General features: G+C 67.1%; 20 protein-coding genes and 1 pseudogene. 5 read left to right on the top strand and 16 right to left on the bottom strand.

Translation table 11 applies throughout. The features are described from left to right. Window positions 1-86: 86 nt before the first annotated feature. Window positions 87-719 (bottom strand): FkbM family methyltransferase, encoded by a 633-nt coding sequence (locus AC1RM6_RS11155; protein ID WP_493101097.1) that lies wholly within the window; start codon window positions 717-719, stop codon window positions 87-89. A 175-nt stretch (window positions 720-894) separates the two neighbouring features. Beyond that, on the bottom strand, window positions 895-1,767 hold the full coding sequence (locus AC1RM6_RS11150) for an NmrA/HSCARG family protein (protein ID WP_493101095.1): 873 nt from the start codon (window positions 1,765-1,767) through the stop codon (window positions 895-897). A gap of 96 nt (window positions 1,768-1,863) precedes the next feature. Here AC1RM6_RS11150 and AC1RM6_RS11145 point away from each other — a divergent pair, with 96 nt between their 5' ends. Both AC1RM6_RS11145 and AC1RM6_RS11140 read left to right on the top strand, forming a co-directional pair. After that, window positions 1,864-2,772 (top strand): LysR family transcriptional regulator, encoded by a 909-nt coding sequence (locus AC1RM6_RS11145; protein WP_493101563.1) that lies wholly within the window; start codon window positions 1,864-1,866, stop codon window positions 2,770-2,772. Window positions 2,773-2,848: 76 nt separating this feature from the next. After that, window positions 2,849-3,044: pseudogene (locus AC1RM6_RS11140) on the top strand (IS3 family transposase); the annotation flags it as partial. Between the two features lie 145 nt (window positions 3,045-3,189). Here AC1RM6_RS11140 and AC1RM6_RS11135 read toward each other — a convergent pair. Both AC1RM6_RS11135 and AC1RM6_RS11130 read right to left on the bottom strand, forming a co-directional pair. After that, window positions 3,190-7,101, bottom strand: coding sequence for an ATP-binding protein (locus AC1RM6_RS11135; RefSeq protein ID WP_493101093.1), 3,912 nt, complete (start codon window positions 7,099-7,101; stop codon window positions 3,190-3,192). 238 nt (window positions 7,102-7,339) lie between these two features. After that, window positions 7,340-8,122, bottom strand: coding sequence for a class I SAM-dependent methyltransferase (locus AC1RM6_RS11130; protein ID WP_493101091.1), 783 nt, complete (start codon window positions 8,120-8,122; stop codon window positions 7,340-7,342). A gap of 86 nt (window positions 8,123-8,208) precedes the next feature. Between AC1RM6_RS11130 and AC1RM6_RS11125 the strand changes: the two genes are divergently transcribed. Then, a complete protein-coding gene (locus tag AC1RM6_RS11125; protein ID WP_493101090.1) occupies window positions 8,209-8,655 on the top strand; it encodes an Rrf2 family transcriptional regulator in 447 nt (148 codons plus the stop codon). A gap of 39 nt (window positions 8,656-8,694) precedes the next feature. Here the strand turns inward: AC1RM6_RS11125 and pdxR are convergent, their stop codons facing one another. Then, complete coding sequence (gene pdxR, locus AC1RM6_RS11120; protein ID WP_493101088.1) at window positions 8,695-10,107, bottom strand: MocR-like pyridoxine biosynthesis transcription factor PdxR; 1,413 nt, start codon at window positions 10,105-10,107, stop codon at window positions 8,695-8,697. An 86-nt stretch (window positions 10,108-10,193) separates the two neighbouring features. On the opposite strand from pdxR, the gene AC1RM6_RS11115 reads away from it, so the two are divergent. Together AC1RM6_RS11115 and AC1RM6_RS11110 are read left to right on the top strand one after the other, a co-directional pair. Next, entirely contained in the window at window positions 10,194-10,613 is a 420-nt protein-coding gene (locus AC1RM6_RS11115) for a cupin domain-containing protein (protein ID WP_493101086.1), read from the top strand. Between the two features lie 18 nt (window positions 10,614-10,631). After that, window positions 10,632-11,084, top strand: coding sequence for a carboxymuconolactone decarboxylase family protein (locus AC1RM6_RS11110; protein ID WP_493101084.1), 453 nt, complete (start codon window positions 10,632-10,634; stop codon window positions 11,082-11,084). 233 nt (window positions 11,085-11,317) lie between these two features. Here AC1RM6_RS11110 and AC1RM6_RS11105 read toward each other — a convergent pair whose 3' ends face one another. The 11 genes from AC1RM6_RS11105 to AC1RM6_RS11055 form a co-directional block, all read right to left on the bottom strand. Then, window positions 11,318-12,481 (bottom strand): MFS transporter, encoded by a 1,164-nt coding sequence (locus tag AC1RM6_RS11105; protein WP_493101082.1) that lies wholly within the window; start codon window positions 12,479-12,481, stop codon window positions 11,318-11,320. Window positions 12,482-12,680: 199 nt separating this feature from the next. Then, on the bottom strand, window positions 12,681-13,853 hold the full coding sequence (locus tag AC1RM6_RS11100; RefSeq protein WP_493101080.1) for a lipid-transfer protein: 1,173 nt from the start codon (window positions 13,851-13,853) through the stop codon (window positions 12,681-12,683). Continuing rightward, window positions 13,850-14,269, bottom strand: coding sequence for a MaoC/PaaZ C-terminal domain-containing protein (locus AC1RM6_RS11095; RefSeq protein ID WP_493101078.1), 420 nt, complete (start codon window positions 14,267-14,269; stop codon window positions 13,850-13,852). Before AC1RM6_RS11095 ends, AC1RM6_RS11100 begins: the two co-directional genes overlap by 4 nt. 11 nt (window positions 14,270-14,280) lie before the next feature. Next, window positions 14,281-15,414: an acyl-CoA dehydrogenase family protein gene (locus AC1RM6_RS11090; RefSeq protein ID WP_493101076.1), complete on the bottom strand. Its 1,134-nt coding sequence runs from the start codon at window positions 15,412-15,414 to the stop codon at window positions 14,281-14,283. Window positions 15,415-15,634: 220 nt separating this feature from the next. Further along, window positions 15,635-16,579, bottom strand: a complete 945-nt coding sequence (locus tag AC1RM6_RS11085) for a bifunctional MaoC family dehydratase N-terminal/OB-fold nucleic acid binding domain-containing protein (protein WP_493101074.1) — start codon at window positions 16,577-16,579, stop codon at window positions 15,635-15,637. Beyond that, window positions 16,579-17,754 carry an acyl-CoA dehydrogenase family protein gene (locus AC1RM6_RS11080; protein WP_493101072.1) on the bottom strand — a complete coding sequence of 392 codons (1,176 nt, stop codon included), beginning with the start codon at window positions 17,752-17,754 and terminating at the stop codon, window positions 16,579-16,581. Before AC1RM6_RS11080 ends, AC1RM6_RS11085 begins: the two co-directional genes overlap by 1 nt. Continuing rightward, entirely contained in the window at window positions 17,744-19,570 is a 1,827-nt protein-coding gene (locus AC1RM6_RS11075) for a long-chain-acyl-CoA synthetase (RefSeq protein WP_493101070.1), read from the bottom strand. Before AC1RM6_RS11075 ends, AC1RM6_RS11080 begins: the two co-directional genes overlap by 11 nt. Beyond that, window positions 19,567-20,430, bottom strand: coding sequence for an alpha/beta fold hydrolase (locus AC1RM6_RS11070; protein ID WP_493101068.1), 864 nt, complete (start codon window positions 20,428-20,430; stop codon window positions 19,567-19,569). Before AC1RM6_RS11070 ends, AC1RM6_RS11075 begins: the two co-directional genes overlap by 4 nt. Then, window positions 20,430-21,236: a hypothetical protein gene (locus tag AC1RM6_RS11065; RefSeq protein WP_493101066.1), complete on the bottom strand. Its 807-nt coding sequence runs from the start codon at window positions 21,234-21,236 to the stop codon at window positions 20,430-20,432. Before AC1RM6_RS11065 ends, AC1RM6_RS11070 begins: the two co-directional genes overlap by 1 nt. Beyond that, window positions 21,233-23,047: an acyclic terpene utilization AtuA family protein gene (locus AC1RM6_RS11060; protein ID WP_493101064.1), complete on the bottom strand. Its 1,815-nt coding sequence runs from the start codon at window positions 23,045-23,047 to the stop codon at window positions 21,233-21,235. The genes AC1RM6_RS11065 and AC1RM6_RS11060 overlap by 4 nt, the downstream gene beginning before the upstream one ends. Before the next feature lie 123 nt (window positions 23,048-23,170). Beyond that, window positions 23,171-24,016, bottom strand: a complete 846-nt coding sequence (locus tag AC1RM6_RS11055) for a helix-turn-helix transcriptional regulator (protein WP_493101062.1) — start codon at window positions 24,014-24,016, stop codon at window positions 23,171-23,173. Window positions 24,017-24,087: the final 71 nt, after the last annotated feature.

Below are 24,087 nucleotides of genomic sequence, written 5' to 3'. Positions count from 1 at the left end.
GCGCTTATGCGAACACAGCCGCAATGACTGCCAATATTCGATCGCGCCGGCCGCATTGCGACCGCACCCAATCCGTCGAAGGCGAATTACGCCCGCTTCAGCGCGAAGAATGAATCATGCCCGGTATGCGCGATCAGCGCATAGCCCGCGCCCTTCATATGCCGCGTCACCGGATGTTCGGCGATCGTCGCCAGCGGCGACAGCGCCTCGAGAACGACGATCTTCGGGCGGTGGACGCTGAAGTCCATCCCCTGGACCGCCTTCAGTTCATAATTCTCGACGTCGATCGACATGAAGTCGATCGTCTGGCCCGCGGGCAGCGCTTCGCCGAGCACATCCTTGAGCGGCCGGATCGGGACGTCGATCGTCTTGAGATAGGTCCCCTTCGACATCCGCGTTCCGTCGAACGTGTTGTGCTGCGGATTCGAGAAGACGTGAAACGGCAGATTTCCGGCCTCGTTGCTGATTCCGCTGGTGACATAAATGTCGCGCGGACGCTTCTCGACGAACGCGCCTTTATTGTCCGGGTTCGCATCTATGCAGAGTCCATGCCAGTTTCTTTCGTAGAAACTGAAGGTATTCGATGACGTCACCGGCTGAGCACAGCCAACATCTACGTAGAATCCCGTATAATCCGTGTCTCGCGGAATGAATTTTTGGCGCAAAAGCAGGAAATTTATATAGGCATCCTGCCCAGCCTGAGCATATGATTTAATCACGACTCACCCCTCCGAATCTTTTATCGATCTTTTCTAGATCGATTCTTACACATTATTCAAGGTGAGTCGTTTTCCGGAATCGCCATTTTGGCCTCGCCCCAACGATCGGAAGCGCGGCGGGCGGCCAGATATCGGCATCCCGCCGCCCTTCCGATCGCATGGTGGCGCGCGCCGCTCAGACCGCGGCGACCGCCTCGGCGGCGAAGTCGCGATAGGCGCGCAGCGGCCGCCCCAGCAGCGCGGTCAACCGCGCGTCGTCGCCGGCCTCGGGGAGCATGCCGTCGCCCAGGAAGCGCTCGGCCATCAGCCGCATGTCATAGGCCATCCAGCCCGGCATGACCTGCCGGAGGTTCTGTTCGAACCCGGCGCTGTCGTCGCCGGGATAGGCGATCGGCCGCCCCAGCACGTCGCTCCAGATCGCCGCGACATCGCGTCCGGTGAGCGTGTCGGGGCCGACCAGGTTGATCCGCTCGAACGGCAGCGGCGCCGCCGCCTGCTCATGGCGGAGCAGCGCGATCGCCGCGATCTCGCCGATGTCGCGCGCGTCGATCATCGCGAGGCCCTTGCCGCCGATCGGCATCGGATAGACGCCATGCCCGGTCACCACGTCCCTGATGGTCAGGTCGTTGTGCATGAAATAGGCCGGGCGCAGGATCGTCGCGCCGACGCCCATCGCCTCGATCATCCGCTCGACGCCATATTTGCCGGCGAAGTGCGGCACGTTCACATAAAGGTCGCTGTGGATCACCGACAGATAGACGATGCGTTCGATGCCGGCCTCGCGGGCGAGGTTGAGCGCGACCAGCGCCTGGGTGAATTCGTCGGGCACCACCGCGTTGAGCAGGAACAGCGTCGAAACGCCCGAAAGCGCGGCGCGCAGCGCGTCGACGTCGAGCAGGTCGCCCTGCGCGACCGCAACGCCCGCCGGAAAGCCGGCCGCCTTGGCGGGATCGCGAACGAGCGCGCGCACGTCGGCGCCGCGGCCGACGAGTTGATCGATGACATGGCGGCCGACCGTGCCGGTGGCGCCGGTAACGAGGATGGTCATGGGGGTCACTCCTGGGTTTGTGCCAAAGGGCATCTCCCAAATGAGCGATCCACAGATGATCCAATAGACGCTATATTGGGACACAACGTCTCGGTGATGGAACATATGGACCTGCTCGCGCTTGCCGACTTCACCCTTGTCGCCCGCCATGGCGGTTTCGGCCGCGCCGCCCGCGCCGCCGGCCGCCCCAAGGCGACCCTGTCGCGCCGCGTCGCCGAACTCGAGGCCGGGCTCGCGCTGCGCCTGTTCGATCGCGGATCGCACATGCTCAAACTCACCGAGGAAGGCCGCACCCTCTACGAACGCGCCGGCGCGCTGCTCACCGAACTCGACGAGACCGTCGCCGCGATCGGCGCCGGCGGCGACCGGCCGCGCGGCCGGCTGCGGATCAGCGCGCCCCTGCTCTTCTCGCAGACCGTGATGGGCAAACTCGCCGCCGGCTTCGCGCTCAAATATCCCGAGGTCCGGCTCGAGGTCACCACCGAAGACCGCCCCGTCGACATGATCGAGGAAGGCTATGACGTGGTGATCCGGGTCAACCCCGACCCGCACGACAGCCTCGTCGGCCGGATCTTCCTGCGCGACCGGCTCGTCGTCGTCGCCACCCCCGACTTTCCGAGACCGACCGGCGATACCCCGGTCCCCGCGGTCGTGCGCGGCACGGGCGACGGGGCCGCCGCCTGGCGCCTGAAGCCGTCGTCGGCGGCCGGACGCTCACGCATCGCGATCGATCCGGTCCTCAGCCTGTCGTCGCTGATCATGGTCCGCGACGCCGCCCGCGCCGGCGTCGGCGCGACCAGCCTGCCGATCTCGCTGGTGAGCCACGACCTCGCCGCCGGCCTCCTCGTCCACTGGGGCGACATCGACGGCTCCGAGATCGCGCTATGGACCCTCTACCCGTCGCGGCGTCTGCTGAGCGCGCGGGTGTCGGCGTTTCTCGAGTTTTTGAAGGAGGCGTTTCCGATGGGCACGCCGGATGAGCTGGCGGGGTTTATTGGTGGGTGAGGTGGTGGATGTTGCTGGCGCAGTGAACCGCCCCGCGTTTGCCGGAGGCTCCAACTCCTGAGAAGGTGGAGCCTGTATGAGCAAGACAACGAACAAATTTTCGCCTGAGGTTCGTGCCCGCGCGGTGCAGATGGTGATGGAACACGAAGGCGAGCATGCTTCGCGCTGGGCCGCGATGGTGTCGATAGCCGGGAAGCTGCTCGGCATACACGCTGAGCGAGTGGGTGAAGAAGTCCGAGGTCGATAGCGGCAAGCGGGCGCACTTTCCGGCATTGAACCGGATCAGTGCTATCGGAGAGATTTCTGCTCTCCCCGAACCCCATCGTTCAACAATCGGGCGTTTTTATGCGGCCCGACCTGTGGCTGCTGGACTTCGACCAACCGTCGCCGATTGGATACCGTCGGTGCGCCGCTCCGCTAAGCGTTGTACAACACCCCGACAATTCGGCGCACTTGCTGAACCTGCCTCATTCCGGGCTGTTCGCGACCAACGGCGAAAATCTGGGAGAAGCCCAGCCCGCCAATGCTCTCGAATTGCCGCAGATGCGATAACGCGGCGGGTAATGCCGCGCCGATGCGCTTGAACACGCTCGATCCGTCCTCCAGCGAAATCGCCGCCAGCGCGCCGACGTTGCTGGACAACTGGTCCAATGGGATCGTCGGTCCGCCAAGAACGACCTGCTTTTCGAGCGCAAGCGGCACCGCGCTTTCATCCACAACCCGGAAAGCGATCTCGATACGCTCGATCGCCTCTGAGGCATCTACTTCTATCGCTTCGTCGCCGCCGGGACCCACTTGAATGCTGTGGTCAAAAATGACCCCAATCACCCGGTGCAGCTCGACGTTGGCCTCTTCGACGAAGATCGTCTTCGGGCTTCTTACCCGTGGATCGGGAATCTCAGCGGTAAGGCCTACGATGTCGCTACCTTGCGATCTTAAAACGCGGCGCGCGTAGATCGCCTGTTCTCGGCGCGCGATAACGAGCCGGCGATCATCAACGGGCGCAGGATCGGATTCAACGATCGCAACCGCGCCCTGCGGAGCGGCGAAGCCGAAATTGTCGCGGCGCAGGTAGAAAGCCGATTTTCCATCAAAAATCTTGCGGTCGAGAACGTCAGGGGCCTCTTGCGATTCTCCCACCGTCTCATGCGTGAAGGCGGCGAGATCTGGGCATATCAAAAAGTCGCGCTCAGGCGGACGCATGGATTGCAGCGGAAATGGCGAAACTACGCCTTCGGTAGCTTGCGGGAGCGCGTCACGCTCGCGCCAACGACAGCATTCTTCGAAAAGCTTTTCAACCTGCTCAACCAAGAAAGAGAGATCGGCCGTGCACTGGTCAACGTCGGCCGCCCGGATTTCATGGCGCTGACCGTGATGCGCCTTGTTCATCAACTGAAGCACCGGCGAGTTATCAGCGAGCGATGGATGATCCACAAAGCGCATGAACACGTTGGCGGCAAACATACCTTTAGGGTTTACCTTTACCAGAGGGCGCAGCCGCGTCACGAAACTCGCGAGCGTGGGATGAGGATTTTGCCGAGCCCACGTCGAATGCGCCGGGTCGTCGAACAGATCGCCCAGCATTGCTTCCAAATACACCCTGCATCCATCCGCGAAATCGCGTGCGGGCTCTTCCTGATTCCGATCCGCGTCGAAAAGGTCGCGCCTGCGCGCAATCTGGGAATGCGATGGGGTTGTCCTGATAACCGGTTGAAGGATTGTCGCCGGTTGGACAGAGAAGTGTTTGATGCCTCCCAGACCGGGCGCGCGGATGACAAAGCTCGCGAACCTCGGGTCGTAGGACGTCAAGATGAGCTGGGCTGTGCCTGTGAGGCTCGCTAGACCGCTTGCCAGTCGTTGGCGATTTTCATCATCAAGCAACTCCTGCGCGTCGTCTAGGATCAACGTCCGAAGCCCGCCGCGCTCAGCGATGACGTGTTCCCAGAAGGCTAGGTAGAACCCGACCAAGCTTGCGCGTAGGGCTGAGGCGTTCACTACATGTTGCGCAGGGGCAGATACACCATCGCTCTCTACAAAGAGGTCGATCTCGCCCTTCCGGCCCATCGCCGTGCCCACGAGGCGATGAGCGGTACTCGGAAATGCTCCTAGATAAATGCGCTCTCGCCAAGCGACCGCCTTCTCACTGAGCTTGTTCCGAAGCTGATCTATCTGCTTGTCAGCCAGCGTACCCAGCTCAAGCAGATTTCCAATCGCCTCGGACGCGATGGCGTATTCGGCTAACCGCTTTTCGCAGGTTCGCCTTGATTCGAGGTGCCGTTTGAGCCGGCCGCAGAATTCGATAGCGTTGGTAATTGGCGTCGCCTGCCGCACGATAGCGTCGAGCTGGAGAAACTTTCCGGTGAGAGTATCCGTCTCGTTGGGCTCGCCTTCTTTGGGACGTTTTCCTAATATGCTCTGGGCAAGATCGCGCACAAACGATCCGCTCTCCTGCCGCCACTTTGCGAAGCGTAGCGCAACATCAAGTTTCTGGAGCGCGTTTGACAAATCTTCGCAATGCGCGGGTAAGGAGAATTCCCGCGCCACCGCAAGTTCCGCCCGCCCTTCAACCGCTTTTTCCAAAGAGGCGGCGGTTTCAGAACGCAACGCGCCGAGAACGCCCTTAAATGCCCTTGCCCCAAACAGCTCATCCAGAATCGCCCTACGAACGAGGTCGCAAGGGTGGCCAGGAAGCTCTTGCGAGAGCTCGGACTGCAACGCCGGAGGAAGACTCTTTACTAACTCAGCATGCGCCGCCTTGGCCCACCGAGCCAATGTCTGGGCGAGCAACGTCGCGTTACCCCGCGCATCGTGAAGATGCCGCCCGACAGGATTACCGCTTACAGGATCGATCGCTTCTCCTACGGAGTGGCCGCACACAACGCATAAGTCATCATCACGGTTCGGATCGGGATGATCCGCAAGCCAAGACGCGATATGCGCGTACAGCCGCACCCTCGCCGCAGACGACGGGTCAGCATCAAGTTCAGCGAGAACCTTGGCGTCCCGCAAAATACTCTCAAGCGTGCCTTTCGCCGTGCTAAGTTCCTCAACGGTAAGCGCGCCAAGGCCCCTCAAGCGCGAGAACGACGGCAGCGAATTGAGACGCTCCAGCTCGTCCAACGCGACGCTGATATTCTGTTCGAGTTCGGTTTGGCGCTTCCGGTCGCTCGGATCGAACTGCTCACCGAGGATTGCTTGGGCGGCTTCGAACGCTTTTGCCTTGGCCGCTTCGAAATGACTGACGGCTTCTGCTATTGCTTTCTCAATAGATTTGTCATTTGACGGGGACGGGATAGCGTGTGGAAGAGCGAGTTCGGGCTGATCTTCGAGTGCCTTGGCTAAGTCCGATCGAGCGGTCTCATAATTTCGATCAAGCCCCTCAAGCTCACCGGTCTTCGCCCTGACGAAATCCTTATCGATCTTCTGTTTTGCCCGACGAGCATGGTTGGCGAGATCGATCAGAGAAGCGAGCCCCGTCAATTCGCCGACAGACCGACCCAACTCCGATTCGCCCCCTACGCGGATGACGGACAACAGCCCCGGCATAACCGTGCCGATGCGAACCGCAATCGGGTCCAAACCGAGCAGTGACAAATCTGGCGGAACTTCGTTCAATCGGCCTTGGGTCGACCTGGATTGCGTTCGCCGGATGGGTGGCAACTCGGTGCCAGTTTCATCAACGAAAGTAAGCTCCACCCATGTGTCGGCATGGACGAAATCTCTATCTGGTCGATGGCTCTGCGCGTCGGGCAACGGCGTCACCGGAGTAATACGATGCATCGTAGCTTCAGCGCCCGGTTCCGCTGGGCCTACCTTGCATTCAAATTCGACTTTTGCGGACTCCGGTTCGCGCTGGGCACGCAGAAGCTCTCCGGTAAGCACCCAGATGATCGCGTTCGCGAGCGAGGTTTTCCCCGATCCGTTTCTTCCCTCGAATAACGTAAAGTCTCGCGAGAATTCGTGGATGTAATTATCCGGCGGGTTAGAAGGCGTCCCAAATTTATGAAGGCCGGCGAACCGATGGGCTTCCAGCTTTTTTAACGTCAGTCGTCTCGCATTTGCATTGGATGGACGGGCTGGAAGAGCTTCAAGTTCGATCGGCTCCCCTTGAATGGCATCAACTAAGTTCTCGGCATGAGGTGCAGACACGGCCGCACCCCAGTTCGCCTCACCTCGCTTGCGATACCAATCTAGCGCGCTTCGAGTGCGATCATTGGTGAGGGTGTAGAGTTCATTGTCTCCGACGACGATCGCGCGTCCGCTAACAAGGTCGGACAGCAAGGAGTCCAGGGTATGAAGATGCAGCGATCGCGCTTCGAACTCGGCCAAGACCCCTCCCAAGAGATTGTTCTAGTTATCCAACATTCGAGGTTGTCATGGCAGCATATCCCATTGGGTCGATCTGAGGCGAATTTATTTCGACTGTGCAGATAGCAATTTCGAGCGTTGCCCTGTCGGGCCGTATTCTGGGCTGGAACGCCCCGAGCCTGTAGTCTCGGCCATGAGGTTACTATCGCTAACTCGCAGAGGGGCTTAGGTGCCCGGCAGCATCGCTCGACGCATCACCTCACCTCACCGCCACCCCAATCAACGCCGTCGACGGCACCCCCAACACCGCCCTGCCCCCCGCCATCGCCCGGACCTCGGCCACGACCGCCGCCTTCTCCTCCGCATCGAGGCTGGTCCAGTCCGGCGACATCCCGAACAGCGTATCGGGCTCCGCCAGCGCCGCGACGTCGAGCGCATAGTCATGCGTCACCGCCTCGATCCGCGGATCGCGATAGCCCGCGGCAATCAGCTCGCGCGCGAAATCCGCGGGATCGCTCAGCGCCTTGACCGCCTCGGGCATCGTCATGCCATCGCGCCCGGGGAACAGCTTCTGCCGGATCTGGCCGAGCAGCAGGAAGGTCGCCGCACCCCGGTCCTGCCAGGTCGCGACCACGCCGACCCCGCCGGAGCGGGTCACCCGCGCCATCTCGGCCAGGCCTTTGCGCCAGTCGGGGAACATGATCGCCCCGAAGATCGAGAACACCGCGTCGAAGCCGCCATCGGGCAGGTCGAGCGCCTGCCCGTCCATGACCCGCGCCTCGACATTGGGCAGGCCCGCGGCGGCGATGCGCGCGACCATCCCGGGCGAGAAGTCGGTCGCGAGCACCCGCGCGCCGGTCCGCGCCGCCGCCAGCGCGAGCGCACCGGTGCCCGCGGCGACATCGAGCACCTGCATGTCGGGGGTCAGCGTCACCCGGGCCAGCGCCGCCTCGGCGAAGCGCGCGGTGAAGGGGTGCGCGGTCGCCTCATAATGCTGGGCGGCCTTGTCCCAATGGACGGGGTCTTCATATTCAACCGGCATCACATCACCCCCCGAATCACGTAACTTTATGAGTATCGTGATATCGAGCTCTTGCCAATCCCGGCCGTCCTGCGAAGGATCGCGCGGTGCGTAACGACAGCCGCCTCTCCCGGATGCTCCACGTCCTGCTCCACATGGCGCGGCATAACGGCCCGATGACCTCCGAGACGATCGCCCATATGATCGGCACCAACCCTGTGGTGGTCCGCCGGACGATGGCGGGCCTGCGCGACGCCGGCTATGTCCGCTCGGAAAAGGGACATGGCGGCGGCTGGGCGATCGCCGCCGATCTCGAGACCGTGTCGCTGCTCGACGTCCACCGCGCGGTCGGCGGCCCGCGCATCTTCGCGATCGGCAACGAGCCGGCCAATAGCGACTGCGCGGTCGAGAAGGTCGTCAACGCCGCGGTCGAGGATGCGCTGCGCGACGCCGAGGCGCTGCTGGTCGCACGGCTCGGTGCGGTCAGCCTCGCCGAACTGGCGCGGGGTTTCGACGCGGCGTGCGACACTCCGTCGCATGGCGGCGAGGCATAGGCCCGATCGCCAGGGTCGAAACGCCCGCAATGCCGGCGATCAGCCCGCCCGCCGGATCACCTCGACCAGCCGCTCGCACGATCGCGCCAGCCCCCGCGCCGGCGCGGTCGCCACCCCGAGCAGCAGCCCGGATCGGGCATCGTCGGGCGACACATACCAGGCCGACAACGGCGACGGCGACATGCCCGCCATCGACAGTTCGCGCACCACCGCGACGTCCGACGCCCCTTCCGGCAGTTTCAGCAGCACCGCCAGCCCGGTCGCGCTGATCCGATCGGCGCCGACTGACGCCTGGAGCCATTCGAGCAGCGCCTGCCGCTTGGCGGCATAGGCCCGCTTGGTGCGCCGCAGATGCCGCATATAGTGGCCCTCGCGCAGGAATTCGGCGATCGCGAACTGCACCGCCGGACCGGGCGACGGCGCGAGACAGCCCGCCACCTCGCCGAAGCGGGCGACCAGCTCCACCGGCGCGACCACGAAACCCAGCCGCACGGTCGGGCTGATCGTCTTGCTGAACGATCCGATATGGATGACGCGCCCGTCGCGGTCGAGCGATGCCAACGCCGGCGCCGCCCGGCCCGCCAGTTGCAGTTCGCTCAGATAATCGTCCTCGATCACCCACGCCCGGTTGGCGGCGGCCCAGGCGAGCAGGCGTAGCCGCCGCTCGAGCGACAGGGTCGCGCCCAGCGGCGCCTGCTGTCCCGGGGTCACCATCACCAGCCGGGCGTCGGGGTGGTGGCGCAGGCCATGGTCGATATCGATGCCGTCGGCGTCGACCGGGATCGGCGCGATCGTCAGGCCGGCGAGTTCGAGCCCCTTGCGCGACCAGGGAAAGCCCGGATTTTCGACCCAGGCGCTTTGCCCGCCCAGCCCGAGCGCACCGAGCGCCACCCCCAGCCCGGCGGCGAAGCCCGCGGTGACGATGATCTGCGACGGCGAACAGTCGATGCCGCGGGCGACCGCCAGATAGCCGGCAATCTCCCGCCGCAGCGCGAGTTCGCCGCGCGGATCGGGATAGAGCGGCGGCGCGGTCGCCTCGGCGCGCACCGCATGCGCGCGAATGCGGGCGAGCAGCGTCGCCGGAAAGGTCTCGGTCGCGGGCACCCCCATCTGGAACAGCGCCGGCCCGCGCGTCATCTCGCGATAGGTCGCCATGAACGACCCCGCGTCCGCCGGCGGCTCGCCCGCCATCGCCGCGCGGGGGCGCGGCGCGACGCGGGTTCCGGTCGCCCGCGACGCCTCGATCAGCTGGGCGGCGGCGAGCTTCTCATAGGCGGCGCGCACCGTGCCTCGCGCGACCCCGAGCTGCGCGGCGAGATCCTGCCATGACGGCAGCCGCGCGCCGGGTTGCAGCACGCCGGCCTCGATCGCGCTGCTTATCCCCTTGCGGATCTGCTCCGCCAACGAGAGCTTCGCGGTGCGGTCGAGTTCGAGATGCAGTCGATCGGTCATGCGGCCGTAGTACAGGATTTCTTGTCGTTCTTGGTGCTTTTTCCTGACCCAAAAGAAGCGCATTTCCTGCCTCGAGGAGACAGACCATGCCCATCCGCACCACGCTCATATCCGCCTGCGCCGCACTTGCCGTCGCCATCTCGGCACCCGCCCTGGCGCATGACGCCCTCGCCGGAACGGTGAAACCGAACTTCGAACAGGCCATTCCCAATATCCCCGGCAAGTCGCTGATCGCCGTCGAGGTGAACTATGCCCCCGGCGCGGCGTCGCGGCCGCACACCCATGCGAAATCGGCGTTCATCTATGCCTATGTCGTCTCGGGCGCGATCGAATCGAAGGTCAACGACGGCGAGACCCGCATCTACCATGCCGGCGAAAGCTGGTCCGAGCCGCCCGCCGCCAACCATTCGATCAGCCGCAACGCCAGCCAGACCGAGCCGGCCAAGCTGCTCGCGGTCTTCGTCGTCGATTCCGACGACAAGGTGCTCACCACTGTCGTCAAATAAGATCAGAGGACCGGAGCCATGACCCAGAGACTAGATTACACCCGGATCGCCCCCGCCGCGGCGAAGGCGCTCGGCGGCGTCTATGGCTATGTCGTGCAGAGCGGCCTGCCCGCCGAACTGGTCGACCTCGTCTATCTGCGCGTCTCGCAGATCAACAATTGCGCCTATTGCCTCGACCTGCACACCCGCGATCTCATCAAGAAGGGCGTGACCTTCGAGAAACTGGCGCTGGTGCAGGCATGGCCGGAGGCTGGCAGCCTGTTCAGCGACCAGGAACGCGCCGCGCTCGCCTGGGCCGAAAGCGTCACCCTGGTCGCCGCCACCGCCGTCCCCGACAGTGCCTATGCCGCCGCCCGCGCGGTGTTCGACGAGAAGCAGCTCGTCGACCTGACCGTCGCGATCGGCCTGATGAACAGCTATAACCGCCTCGCGATCAGCTTCCGCAGCACGCCGCAGGCGGTGCTGGGGTGAGGGGCGCTCCTGATACAAGGCGATCCTCCCATCGTCGCCCCGGGCTTGTGCCGGGGTCCATGGCTGGTGCGGCAAGCGGGAAGCCCCGAACATCGTGCCACCAGCGCAATCGCACCTGACGATATGCGGTCGCATTCGGGGCGAGAGCCATGGCCCCCGGCACAAGGCCAGGGCGACGGTACATATCTTCCATCAATGGCGCGTCGGAATGGGAAAACACCCCGACCCGTCCCTCACCCCCGCCCCGCGAACCGCCTTGCCAGCGCCACCACCATCGCCGCGCCGGTGAACCCCGCCACCGCCCGGAACGCGCCATGCCTCGTCAACTGCTCGCTGAGCGGCTCGACCAGCAGCGGGTTGAGGAAGTCGCCGAGGAACACCGCCGAATAGAACATCGCGATCGCCCGGTCGCGGACATCGTCGGCGGCCGCCCCGGCCAGCGTCGTCACCATGTGCGGCAGGAACAGCCCGGCCGCGCAACCGCACACCAGGCAGCCGATCGTCGCGGTCAGCGCGTCGCGCGCGAAGCCAAGGGTCGCGAGCCCGATCGTCCAGATTGCGAAGATCAGCGCGAAGCAGACGCTCGACGACAGCCGCCGCCGCACCGCGCCATAGCTCAGCCCGCCCGCGACCGCGCCGACCGACGCCATCACCGCGATCCGCCCGACCGCCGACGGCGCGCGCACCCCGATCTCGGCGAGCAGGAACGACAATTGGGTGTTGGTCATCATCAGCACGATGCCGAACGCGACGATCATCAGGTAGAAGGGCCACAGCGCGAGCAGCCCGCCGGCCGCCGCCGGCCGTGGCGCCGCGACCGGCGCGGCCACCTCGACCCGGCGCCCCGCGAGCACGAAGCCGAGCAGCAGCCAGCCGATCAGATAGACCGCGAACGGCAGCCGCCAGCCGCCGATCGATCCGAGCTCGCCGCCGATCAATATGCCGAGCACCCCGCCGACCGATCCGAGCGCGCCCTTGAAACCGAGCAGCCGTGCGCGCGGCTCGGGCGAATAGAGCGCGGCGATCAGCGCGGTCGCCGCGATCCCGACGAACGACGCGCTGATCCCGAGCAGGAAGCGCGCGCCGAGCAATGCCGGCGCCCCCGACAGCCACAGCCCCGCCGATCCGGTCAGCCCATAGAGCGCGAGCCCGAGCAGCAGCAGCCGATACGCCCCGAGCCCCTTGATCGCCGCCGCGCTGATCAGCCCGCCCGCGATCAGCCCCAGCGCCGGCGCGGTCATCACCGACTGCGCCAGCGCCGCCCCCGCCGCCCCGCCGCCGAACGACGCCGCGAGCATCGGCAGCACGGGCACGAGCACCACGAGGACGAGCGCGGTGGTCGCGGAACCGAGCATCAGCGCGACGAGCAACAGGCGGTGGCCGAGGGTGGAAGGCATTAGAGCCACCGCCGCACCTTCTGAGTCCAGCAGATCCTCCCTGAAGCGCAGCTTCGGGGAGGGGGACCACCCGCAGGGTGGTGGAGGGGTGGTGCAGAACGTCGACGATCGCGATGGCTCTGCGGTTGGAAGACCCCTCCACCACCCTTTGGGTGGTCCCCCTCCCCATCTGCGATGGGGAGGATCCCAAAGCCCACCATCACGCCCCTCCGAGGATCAGCCCGCTGGTCGGCACCCCCGTCCCCGCGGTCACCAGCACCAGCCCATCGCCGGGTACCTGGTTGACCGAGGTCCCGCGCACCTGGCGCACCCCCTCGGCGATCCCGTTCATGCCGTGGATATAAGCCTCGCCCAACTGCCCGCCATTGGTGTTGACCGGCAGCCGCCCGCCAATCTCCAGGCTCCCCTCGCGCACGAATTCCTTCGCCTGCCCGCGTCCCGCAAAGCCGAACGCCTCCAGCTGGGGCAGCACGAACGGCGAGAAATGGTCGTAGAGCGTCGCGGTGCGGATCGCGTCGGGGCCGATGCCGGCCTGCGCGTAGAGCTGCTCGGCGACCAGGTCCATTTCGGACAGCCGGCCGATATCGGGGCGGTAATAGCTCGTCATCATCTGCTGGTCGTCGGCGGCGCCCTGCGCCGCGGCGCGGATGATCGCCGGCGGCTGGCGCAGCCTGGCCGCGCGCGCGGCGCTGGTGACGACGATCGCCTGGGCGCCGTCCGATTCCTGGCAACAGTCGAGCAGGTGGAGCGGCTCGACGATCCAGCGCGACGCCTGATGATCGTCGAGGCTGATCGGCTGCTGGTAGAACCACGCCTTGGGGTTGTTCGCGGCATGGCGGCGGCAGGCGACCGAGACCCGGCCGAAATCCTCCGAGGTCGCCCCGGTCTCGTACATGTAGCGCTGCGCCGCCATCGCCACCCACGACGCGGGGGAAACCAGCCCGAACGGGACATAATAGCCATAATGGGCGGATTCGGCGTTGGGCACCGGCGGCGGGGTGTAGCCGGTGCCGAACCGATATTGCGAGCGCTCGTTCATCGCGCGGTAGCAGACCACCACCTCGGCGACCCCGGTCGCGACCGCCATCGCCGCCTGCATCACCGGCGCGCACGCCGCGCCGCCGCCATAATGGATGCGGCTGAAGAATTTGAGCTGGCGACCGCCGATGTTGCGGAACACCTCGATCTCGGGATTATTGTCCATCGTATAGGTGCACAGCCCGTCGACCTCGTCACGGTCGATCCCGGCATCGTCGAGCGCCGCGCTGATCGCCTCGACCGCGAGCCGCAGTTCGGACCGGCCGCTGTTCTTAGAGAATTCGGTGGCGCCGATGCCGACGATCGCAGCCTTGCCTGACAGGCCGTCGGTCATTGGACATCTCCGGAATCGGGACTGTCAAAATCCAGGACGATCGTCGCCGTGACATGCTCGCCGATCGCGTTGCGGCCGCTGACCGCGACCTCGACCCGCCGCCCCTCCTGCCGGACGACGCTTCCGGTCAGCCGCATTATGTCGCCGACGAAATTGGGCGCACCCAGCTTGATCTCGACCCCGGCGATCCGCCCCGCCGGGCCGCACCAGTCGCTGACATAGCGCTGGACCAGCCCGTTGGTGGTCAGGATGTTCATGAAGATGTCGGGCACCCCGGTCGCCTGCGCGGCGGCCTTGTCGTGGTGGACATTCTCGAAATCATTGGTCGCGATCGCCCCGGCGACGATCGCGCCGGCGGTGATCGGGATGGCGAGTTCGGGCAGCGCCTGCCCCGGTGATATCTGGTCGAAGAACATCGAATAATCCTTCACGCGAGGGGCGCCGCGGTACCCGCCGCGACCTCCCGGCCGATCCGCGCCGCCATCGGCGCGGCCCCGCCCAGCGCCTCGCCGATCTGGGTCGCGACCAGGAAGAAGCGGTGGATCGGGTAGCTGACGTCCGCGCCCATCCCGCCATGGAGATGCTGGGCGGTGTGGACGACGCGGTGGCCGCCGATCGCCGCCCAATATTTGGCGGTGGCGATATCGGCCGGCTGGACCGCGCCCTGATCGAGCTGCCACGCCGCGAGCAAAGCGGTCGACCGCATCGCCTCGACGTCGATGAAGGCGTCGGCGGCGCGTTGCTGCACCGCCTGGAACGATCCGAGCGGCTTGCCGAACTGGATTCGCCCGCTCGCATAGTCGGCGGTGCGCCGCAGCGCCTCGGCGGCGACCCCGACCTGCCGCTGCGCCAGCGCGACCTGCCCGCGGTCGACCAGATCGGCGACGATCGCCGCGCCATGCTCGACGCTGCCGACCAGCGCGTCACCGGGCAGGATCGCGCCGTCGAGGGTGACGAGCGCCTGCGGCTCGCCGCTGGTCGACCGCTGCGCCTCGATGCGGACCCCCGGCCCGGCCGGATCGACGAGGAACAGCGCGGGGCCGTTCGCGGTCATCGCGGTCACCAATATCGCCGCCGCCTGCGCGCCATAGGGCACCGCCGGCTTCGCCCCGGTCAGCCGCCAGCCATTGCCGTCGGCCTCGGCCCGCGTCGCCGGGACCGCCGGATCGACCCCGCCGACCTCCTCGATCGCCGCGGTCAGGATCGCCTCGCCGGCGATCACCCGCTTGAGCCACGCCGCTTTCTGCGCGGCGCTGCCGTGCCGGTCGATCGTCACCGCGCCGAGCGCGATGCTCGCGGTGAGCGGGATCGGCGCGAGCGTGCGCCCCTGCTCCTCGAGCAGCAGCCCGAGCTCGACCATTCCGAGCCCGAGCCCGCCGGCTTCCTCCGACAAGGCCAGCCCGAGCAGCCCGGCCTCGGCCAACGTCGACCAGAGCGCGGCGTCATAGGGCGCATCGCCCGCGGCGAAGTTGCGCAAACTCTCGTCGCTCACCGCATCGTCGAAAATGCGCGCCGCCAGATCGCGCAACTCGCGCTGGTCGTCGGTCAGGGTGAAATCCATCGACTATCCTTGGATGAGAGCGGGATCGGGGAAGATGGGACGAAGATCCTCCCTGAAGCGCAGCTTTGGGGAGGGGGACCGCCCGCAGGGCGGTGGAGGGGTTGTGCGGGACATCACCGAAACCCTGCGGTGCGAGGTCGGGAAAACCCCTCCACCGCTCTGCGAGCGGTCCCCCTCCCCACGCTTCGCGCAGGGAGGATCTCGGTCCGCCAAACCCGCATCACGCCCGCACCAACCGGAACGCCGGCAGTACATAGCCCGGCTCGACCTCGACATAATCGACGGTCACCGCGCGACCGATCGCGACTTCGGCGGGGTCGGCGTCGATCATGTTGGCGACGATCCGCACCCCTTCGACCAGCTCGACCAGCACCACCGGCAGCGGATAGGCGAAGCCCGGCATGCGCGGCTGGTGGATGATCACGAAGCTGTGGATTTTGCCGCGCCCGCTCGCCTCGACGATCGCGAAATCGAGCGTGCCGGTCACCGGGTCCATCGGTCCGGGCGGATGGCGCAACCGCCCGCCGAACGACTGGAACAGCAGCTTGCGCTGGGCGAGCCCCTCCCAGAAGAAGGCGTTGTCATGGGTAATCGCCGGCCGCGGATGCGCGAAGGCCGGGGCGTCGCCCGCCGGCTCGGCCGCCGCCTTGGGCTGGGCGAGGTTCGGCCTGAACTTGAGCACCCGGAAGGTCATCCGCCCGAGCGCCTCACCATCCTGGTTCGTGAACGCATAGCTGAGCGTGACGAAATGGCCGATGCCAAGCCCGGTGCGCTTCTCGTCGGAGACATCGGCGACGCTCGGGCTCGAGGTGACGATGTCGCCGATCTTCAGATAGCGCGCATAGTCCTGCTTCACATTGGTCGCGACCACGCCGGTGTAACCGGCCGCGTCGAACAGGCCGAGCACCGCCATCCCCTCCTCGGGGCTGCGCCCGCCGGGCCGGAACGGCGGCATCGCCCAGACGTCGAGCATCGCCGGTGGTGCTACGATCCCAGGATGGCCCGCGGCGCGCGCGGCATCCTCGTCGACATATATCGGGTTGGTCTCGCCCATCGCCTCGCACCAGCGGCGGATCATCGGCAGGTTGACCGCGTCGCGCGCGACCGCGGGCGCGCTCGCCGGTTTGCCGACCCAGGCGCGGGCCTGCTCCAGAAGGCCCTCCATCAGCGGGCTCCCCGGGGCATGCCGAGTCCGACCTGCGCGACCATGTCGCGCAGCACCTCGGCGGTGCCGCCGCCGAAGGTGTTGATCTGGCATTTGCGATATTCGCGCTCGATCCGGCCGCGCAGCGCCGCGCCCGGCGATCCGTCGCGGATCAGCCCGACCGGGCCCAATATGTCGAGCAGCAGCCGCATCACCCTGATCATCCCCTCGGTCCCGAAGACCTTGAGCCCGCTGGCGAGATCGGCGCGGGTCGATCCCTGGGCGACCTCAGCGGCGACCCGGTTGCCCATCACCCCGATCGCGCGGAGCAGCGCATAGGCCTCGCCGAGAGCGCTCTGGACCCAGGGCACGTCGATCAGCCGGCCGCCCCCGCCGGCCTCGATCCCGCGCGCCCACTCGACGACCTGATCGAAGCAGCCATTGCCGCTATAGGTCAGCGCGGCGAGGCCGATGCGTTCATGGTTGAGCTGCTCGGCGATCAGCCGCCAGCCGCCATTGACCTCGCCGATCACCATGTCGGCGGGGATGCGGACATCCTCATAATAGGTGACGTTGGTGCGGAAGCCGCCGACCGTCCAGATCGGCGACACCGAGAAGCCGGGCAGGCTGGTGTCCATCATCAATATGGTGATGCCCTTGTGCGGGGGGGCATCGGGATCGGTTCGGACTGCCAGGAAGATATAGTCGGCACCCTCGGCGCCGCTGGTGAAGATCTTCTGGCCGTTGACGACATAGGCGTCGCCGTCGCGCACCGCGCGGGTCTTCAGCGAGGCGAGGTCGGTGCCGGCCGACGGCTCCGAATAGCCGATCGCAAAGATCAGGTCGCCGCTGGCGATCCGCGGCAGGATCGCGCTTTTCTGCGCGTCGGTGCCGAGCCGCATCAGCGCCGGGCCGACGGTGTTGACCGTCACGAACGGGAACGGCGCCTCGGCGAGCACCAGTTCCTCGAGCAATATCTTCTGGGTCAGCGGGTCGAGCCCGCGCCCGCCATAGGCGACCGGCCAGCCCGGCGTCAGCCAGCCGTCGCGCCCCATCTGCTGGATCACCGCCTTGTAAGCCGGGCCGCTTTCGGCATCGACCGTCGCCGCGCGGACCTCGGGCGTCATCAGATTTTCCAGATATGTGCGGAATTCCGCACGCAGCGTTTTCTGCGCCGCCGTGAAATCAACGTGCATGTGCGGCAACTCCTTCGAACGGCGCGATATTCAACCGGGCGAGCGCGGCCGGGGTGAGCGGGACGTAGGTGCCCGCCTCGGGGTCGGCGACGAACAAGGGATCGCCGCCGGTCGCGGCCGGGTCGTAGCCCTCGCGCTGGGACTCGACCTTGCGCAGCTTGAAGGTCCCGGTCATGTCGGCGACGCGCGCCAGCCGCACGAACAGGGGCACCGCATAAGCGGCGAGATGCCCCTGCGCGAAACGGTAGAAACCGGCTGGATCGAAGGCGGCGCCGTCGGGATAGGTCAGCGCGACCATCCCCGCCCGCCCTTCGGTTCCCGGCACCGCGACGCCATAGACGTTGATCACCGACGGGCCGGCAAAACCCGACAAGATCGTCTCGACCTCGGCGGTCGAGACATTCTCGCTCTTCCAGCGGAAGGTGTCGCCGACCCGGTCGACGAAGAAGAAATAATCATCCTCGTCGAAGCGAACGAGGTCGCCCGAGCGGAACCAGCGGTCGCCGGGCGCGAACAGGTCGCGGATGAGCTTGGCCTCGGTCGCCTCGGCCGAGGTATAGCCTTCGAAAAAGCCGCCGACCCCGGTGCCGTCGAGCACCTCGGCGACGATCTCGCCGACCTCGTGCGGGCGGGCCTCGACATGGCGGCCGCCGGCGTCGCGGACATGCTCGCCGCGCTCGACGTCATATTTGAGGATGCGGATATTGGTCGCCTGCGGATAAGGCAGCCGACCGACCGACCCGATCCGGTTGTCGGCGTTGGTGATCCCGTAATTGGCTTCGGTCGACCCGAGCCCCTCGATGATGTTGCTCACCCCGAAGCGCGCCATGAACGCCGCCCAGACATCGGGCTTGAGGCCGGCGCCGGTCATCACCCGCAGGCTGTGGTCGCGGTCGCCGGGCGCGGGCGGGGTCGCGAGCAGATAGCGGACGATCTCGCCGATATAATAAGCCGCGGTGATGCGGTGGCGGCGCACATCCTCCCAGAAGCCCGAGCGGCTGAATTTGCGGCGCAGCACGAACGGCCGCCCGGTCGCCAGCGCCACCGACGGCACCACCATCCCGCCGGCGCCATGATAGAGCGGCAGCACGCAATAGATGACGTCGTCAGCGCCGAATTCCATCAGCCCGGCCATCATCTCGCCGGCGTTGAGGAAGCGCATATGGCTCATCCGCGCCGCCTTCGGCAGCCCGGTCGTCCCCGAGGTGAAGATCAGATAGAGCGGGTCGGCCATGACGATCCCCGCGCGGCCGGCCGGATCGGGATTGGCGTCGGAGGCCGCGGCCATCGCCGCGTCGAGATCGCGCCAGTCCTCGCCCGACCGGTCGGCGCCGGTCTCCGACTGTTCGAACAGCAGGTCGGGCAGCCGCTCGCGCGGCATCGCCGCGACGGTGCCGGCGAGCTCGGAGCCGATAATCAGCCCCTTGGCGCCGACCTGGCCGAGGGCATGGACCAGCACCTCGCCGGTCGCGCTGGTGTTGAGCAAAGCGGTGATCGCGCCGATCTTGGCGAGGCCCAGCCAGACCATGACGAATTCGGGGCGGTTGAGCATCAGCAGCGCGACGACGTCGCCCCGGCCGATCCCGGCGGCCAGCGCGGCATGCGCGACCCGGTTGGCGCGCGCGTTCATCGCCGCATAGGAAATCGCCTGATCCTCGAACAGGATGAACGGCCGGTCGGCGGCATCGACCGCGCGCTCCTCGAGCCTGTCGGCGGTGGTGTAGGCGCGATCGCGCGCGAAGCCGGCGACGCGGGTGTAGCCGCGCATCAGCCGCTGCATCGATTCCTCGCGCGAGGGGACGACGAAGCCGCTCATGCCGCGACCCGCGCGGCGGCGCGATCGAGAAACGGCAGAATACCGGCGAGGAAGGCGTCATTGTCGTCACCGACCAGCATATGATGCGCGCCGGCGATCGGCACGATCTCCGCGTCGGGCAGCATCGTCCGGAAGCGCGCGGCGCCCTCGGCCGAGACGATCTCGCTGGCGGTGCCGTGCACCAGCATCAGCGGCGCCCGGATCGCCCGCGCCGCGGCGGACAGCCGCCGGTTGATCTCGTCCATGTCCCAGCCGTCCTGCGGCGCGACGAAGGCGGGGTCCCAGTGCCAGTACCAGCGATCGTCGGCCTTGCGGCGCATATTGCGCGCGAGCCCGTCGAGCCGCTCGGGCCGCGGACGATGCGGCAGATAGTCGGCGATCGCGTCGGCCGCCGCCTCGAGCGTGTCGAAGCCGCGCGAGGTGCCGCGCATGAAGCCGACCACCTGCTCGCCACCGCGCGGCTCCATCCACGGCACGATGTCGACCAGTACCACCGCCGCCGCCTCGACCGCCGGCGCCTCGCCGACCGCGAGCAGCGACGCGAGCCCGCCGAGCGAGGCGCCGACCAGCACCGGCGGCCGGTCGAGGGTCGCCGCCACCGCGCGCAGATCGTCGGCGAAGGCGTCGAGCGTGTAGCGGCCGTCGTCCGACCAGTCGCTGTCGCCATGGCCGCGCAGGTCGAGCGCGATCGTGCGATAGCCCGCCTGCGCCAGCGCCGCCCCCGACGCCGCCCACGACCCGCGTGCCTGGCCGCCGCCATGGAGCAGCAGCACCGGCGCGCCATCATCGGGGCCCTGGTGGGTCGCGACCAGCCGCAGCCCGCCGGCACCCGCATGCTCGCGGATCGAAGGCGCCTTCATCACGACCACAGCGCAGAGGCCTCGGAGGTATCGACCAGGCGCGCGCCGCGGATGCCGAGATGCGCGCGGGCGGCGTCGGGGGTCATGTCGAACACATCCTCGTAGCGCATCATGTAGATCGGATCGGACTCGCGCCCGACCCTGGCGCCGCGCTCGATCGTCTCCATCACCGTCAGCCAGGTCTGCGGATAATGGAGCACCGCGCGGGTGATGATCCGGGTCGAACCGAGGATCGAGAAGGCCGACAGCTCGCCGGCCAGCTCGGGGCTGAGATGCACGAACAGGTTGGTCAGCCGCATATAATAGGGCACCAGCTCGCCGATGAAATCGAACCCGCCGCCGCCGAGGATATGTTCGAGATCATGGACCTGGCCCGATCGGAGCTGGAAATATTCATAGTCGTTGCGCGGCGTGAATTTGGGGACGATGTCGACCTGCAGGTCGTTGTCGACGAGCTGGCGGTAGAAGATCCCGCCGACCGTGTCGGGCGCATAGCGCGCGAGATCGTCGCGGCTGAAGCTCGACGAAAAACGTGCCGCAAACCAGGCGTCGAGCGCGGGATTGCGGCTGCGCTCCTCGGCGATCAGCGCGTTGATATGGTCGATGTCCTGGATCTCGCGCATGATCATCACGAGCTGGATCGAGTCCGACGGGGTCGGCACGTCGGGGCCGTTGCGGCGGAGCATATGGGTCGCCACCCAGTCGCGCAGCCGCGGATCGTCGAGGTAACGCGACGAGCTGACCAGCGTGCTGCTCTGGGTCGAGAGCGGCACGATGCCCTTCATCAGATAGCTATAATCGTTCATGGCCGGGTCTCCATGGGATCGGGGGCCGCCTGCGCGGCGAGGGCTGCGGGGAGCGGCACGGGAAAGCGCATGATCATCTGCGCCATGCCCTTCGCGGCGGGGTCGAGCCCGCGGCCGCGCAATATGCCGCCGTCGAGCGCGTCGTGGACGACGAAGTTGAGCGCCGACAGGCCGGGGACGTGGAAGCGGTCGACCTTGGGCAGCACGCCGCCCTGCCCGAGATGCGCGTACCAGTCCGCGACGGTCCCGGGGGTCATCGCCGCCGCGATCCACGGCAGGAAGGCCGGATCGCGCGCGATCACCGCAACGTTGAACAGCGCCCCCTTGTCGCCGCTGCGCGCCCAGGCGAGCCGGATCAGGTCGACCGGGACCAGCGCCTCATCCGGCTCCGGCGGTGCTGGCGCCGCCGGGCGCGCGGGATCGGTGGCGCGGCCGGTGCCCGAAGAAACGTCCCAGCTCTCGCCCGCCATCCAGACCGTCGCCGGCACCTCGTCGCGCGGGATCAGGAAGGCGAAGATGCCGGTCAGCGGCAGCACGCTGGTGGCGATGTTGATCGCGGTGCCGACCGACATGGTGGTGATGCCCGATGCCTGCTCGCGCGCGAACAGCCCTGCCCCTTCCGGGGTCGGGTGGTCGGCGCACATCTTCAATATCACCTCGCGCGCGCCGGTCGTCCGGGCGTGCGCGCCGAAGCTCGCCTCCTCGCCGATCACGCTGACCGCGGTGTCGGTGAAGTCGGCCAGGTTGCGCGCGCGCAGCAGGCTGCGGGCCCGCGCGATCAAGGCCGCGCCCTGGCGGCGTGCCTTGGCGCCGGCCTCCTCACCGATGATCGGCTGGTAACCGGTCGCCCGCCAGCCGGCGCCATAAGTGACGCTCGCCTTGAGGAACGGCGTCGGCGGCCGCCCCTTCGCGCCGCTGACATGGACCCGGTTCGGCCCCTGTTGTTCGAGCCGCACCCCGCTGAAGTCGCACGAGACGTCGGCGACGATATAGTCGGACGGATCGCTGACCTCGTAGAGCAGCTGCTCGGCGACGGTGCCGACCGATACGAGACCACCGCTGCCCTCGGGCTTGGTGATCACGACGCTGCCGTCGGCATGGCATTCGCCGATCGGGAAGCCGATCGTCTCCCAGCCCTCGACCGCGCGCCAGTCGGTGAAGGTGCCGCCGGTGATCTGGGTGCTGCATTCGAGGAGATGGCCGGCGAGCGTGCCCGCGGCGAGCAGGTCGATGTCGCCCGCGGTCCAGCCGAACTCGTGGATCAGCGGGCCGAGGATGATCGCGCTGTCGACGACCCGGCCGGTGACGACGATGTCGGCGCCGCGCGCCAGCGCCTCGGCGATCGGGAAGCCGCCGAGATAGGCGTTGCAGGTGATCACCTCGTCGGGGAAAGCCGCGCCGGTGAACATGTCCCGCAGGCCGCGTTCGCGCAGGTCGTCGAGCCGGGGCAGCAGGTCGTCGCCGGTAACCGCGGCGACCTTGAGCGACAGCCCCTCGGCGGCGATCCGCGCCTCGAGCGCCCGGGCCAGCGCGCGCGGATCGAGCGCGCCGGCATTGGCGACCACCTTGATCCCCTGCCGCGCGATCTCGTGGAGATGCGGGCCGACATGGACGGTCAGGAAATCGGGGGGATAGCTCGCCTGCGGATCGGCCTGCCGCATCCGGCCGAGCATCCCCATGCTCGCCTCGGCGAGATAGTCGAATATCAGATAGTCGAGCCCGCCGGCCGCCAGCAGCTGCGGCACGCCGAGCGTGCTGTCGGCAAAATAGGCCGATCCTCCGCCGATCCTGATCACGCGTTCGCCTGCCATTCCCCTCCCTTTCCCGATCATGTCATAGATGCCGCCCGGCGGAGCCGCGCTTGTCGCGGATGTTCCGATCGGCGCATCGCTGTCCGGATCGCGTCATCAACCGCCCCGCCCTTCCCGCACGCCTCAGGCGATCCCCGCCATCTCGCTGCGGAAACGGCCGGGGGTGGTTCCGGTCGCGCGGCGGAAGGCGAGGGTGAAGCTGCTCGGGGTCGCGAAGCCGAGCTGGGCGGCGATCTGCTTGAGCGGCAGGCTGGTGTTGCCGAGCAGGGTGCGGGCGCGGACCAGTCGCACCTCCTCGATGAACTGGTGGACGGTGCGGCCGGTGCTCTTCTTGAAGGTGCGCGCGAGGTGGCTCGGGCTGACCTCGGCGACCGCCGCGAGATCGGCGATGCGGATGCGCCCGCTATCGGCGGCCTGGACATGATCTTCGAGCCGGCGGAGCTGCCAGGGCGCGAGCGTGCCGCGGCTGCCCGGCTCGCGCCGGCCGGCCATCGCGAAATAGCGCGCGAGATCGACCTGGAGCGCCTGCGCGAGGCCGTCGATCAGCACGTCGGCGGCAAAGCCGGGCCGGGTCGCCTCGGCGGCCATGCGCTGCATCGTTCCGCGGATATGGGCGTCGCGGATATCGCCGCACATCGCCAGATGGCGCCGGTCGTGCCGGTCGAAATCGCGCGGCAGCAGCCCGTCCGCCATCGTGCACACCGCCAGCCGCCGCTCGCCGCCGGGGCCCATCGCGCTGATCGAGGTGCCCGCCGGCACGATCATCAGCCCGCCGAGCGGACAGAGCCGGCTGGTGACCCCGCCGGCGCGGTAGAAGCCGGCGGCGCCGCGCGCCTGATCGGGAAACAGCGCCAGCACGTCGGCGCCCGGCGAGCGGGTGTGATGCGACGGCGTCTCATAGCGATAGGTATAGACATGGACGCGCGCGCGATCGGTACGCAGCTCCGCATCGGCGATGGTCGGGGCCATAGGGTCTCTCCTGGTTCGTCTGTCGCGAACGATGCGCGATCCTAGCGCACGGCTTTTACGGAAGCCAGAGC

Source organism: Rhizorhabdus sp. GW822-FHT03C02 (assembly GCF_058801765.1).
This window is presented reverse-complemented; position numbering and strand designations above follow the sequence as displayed.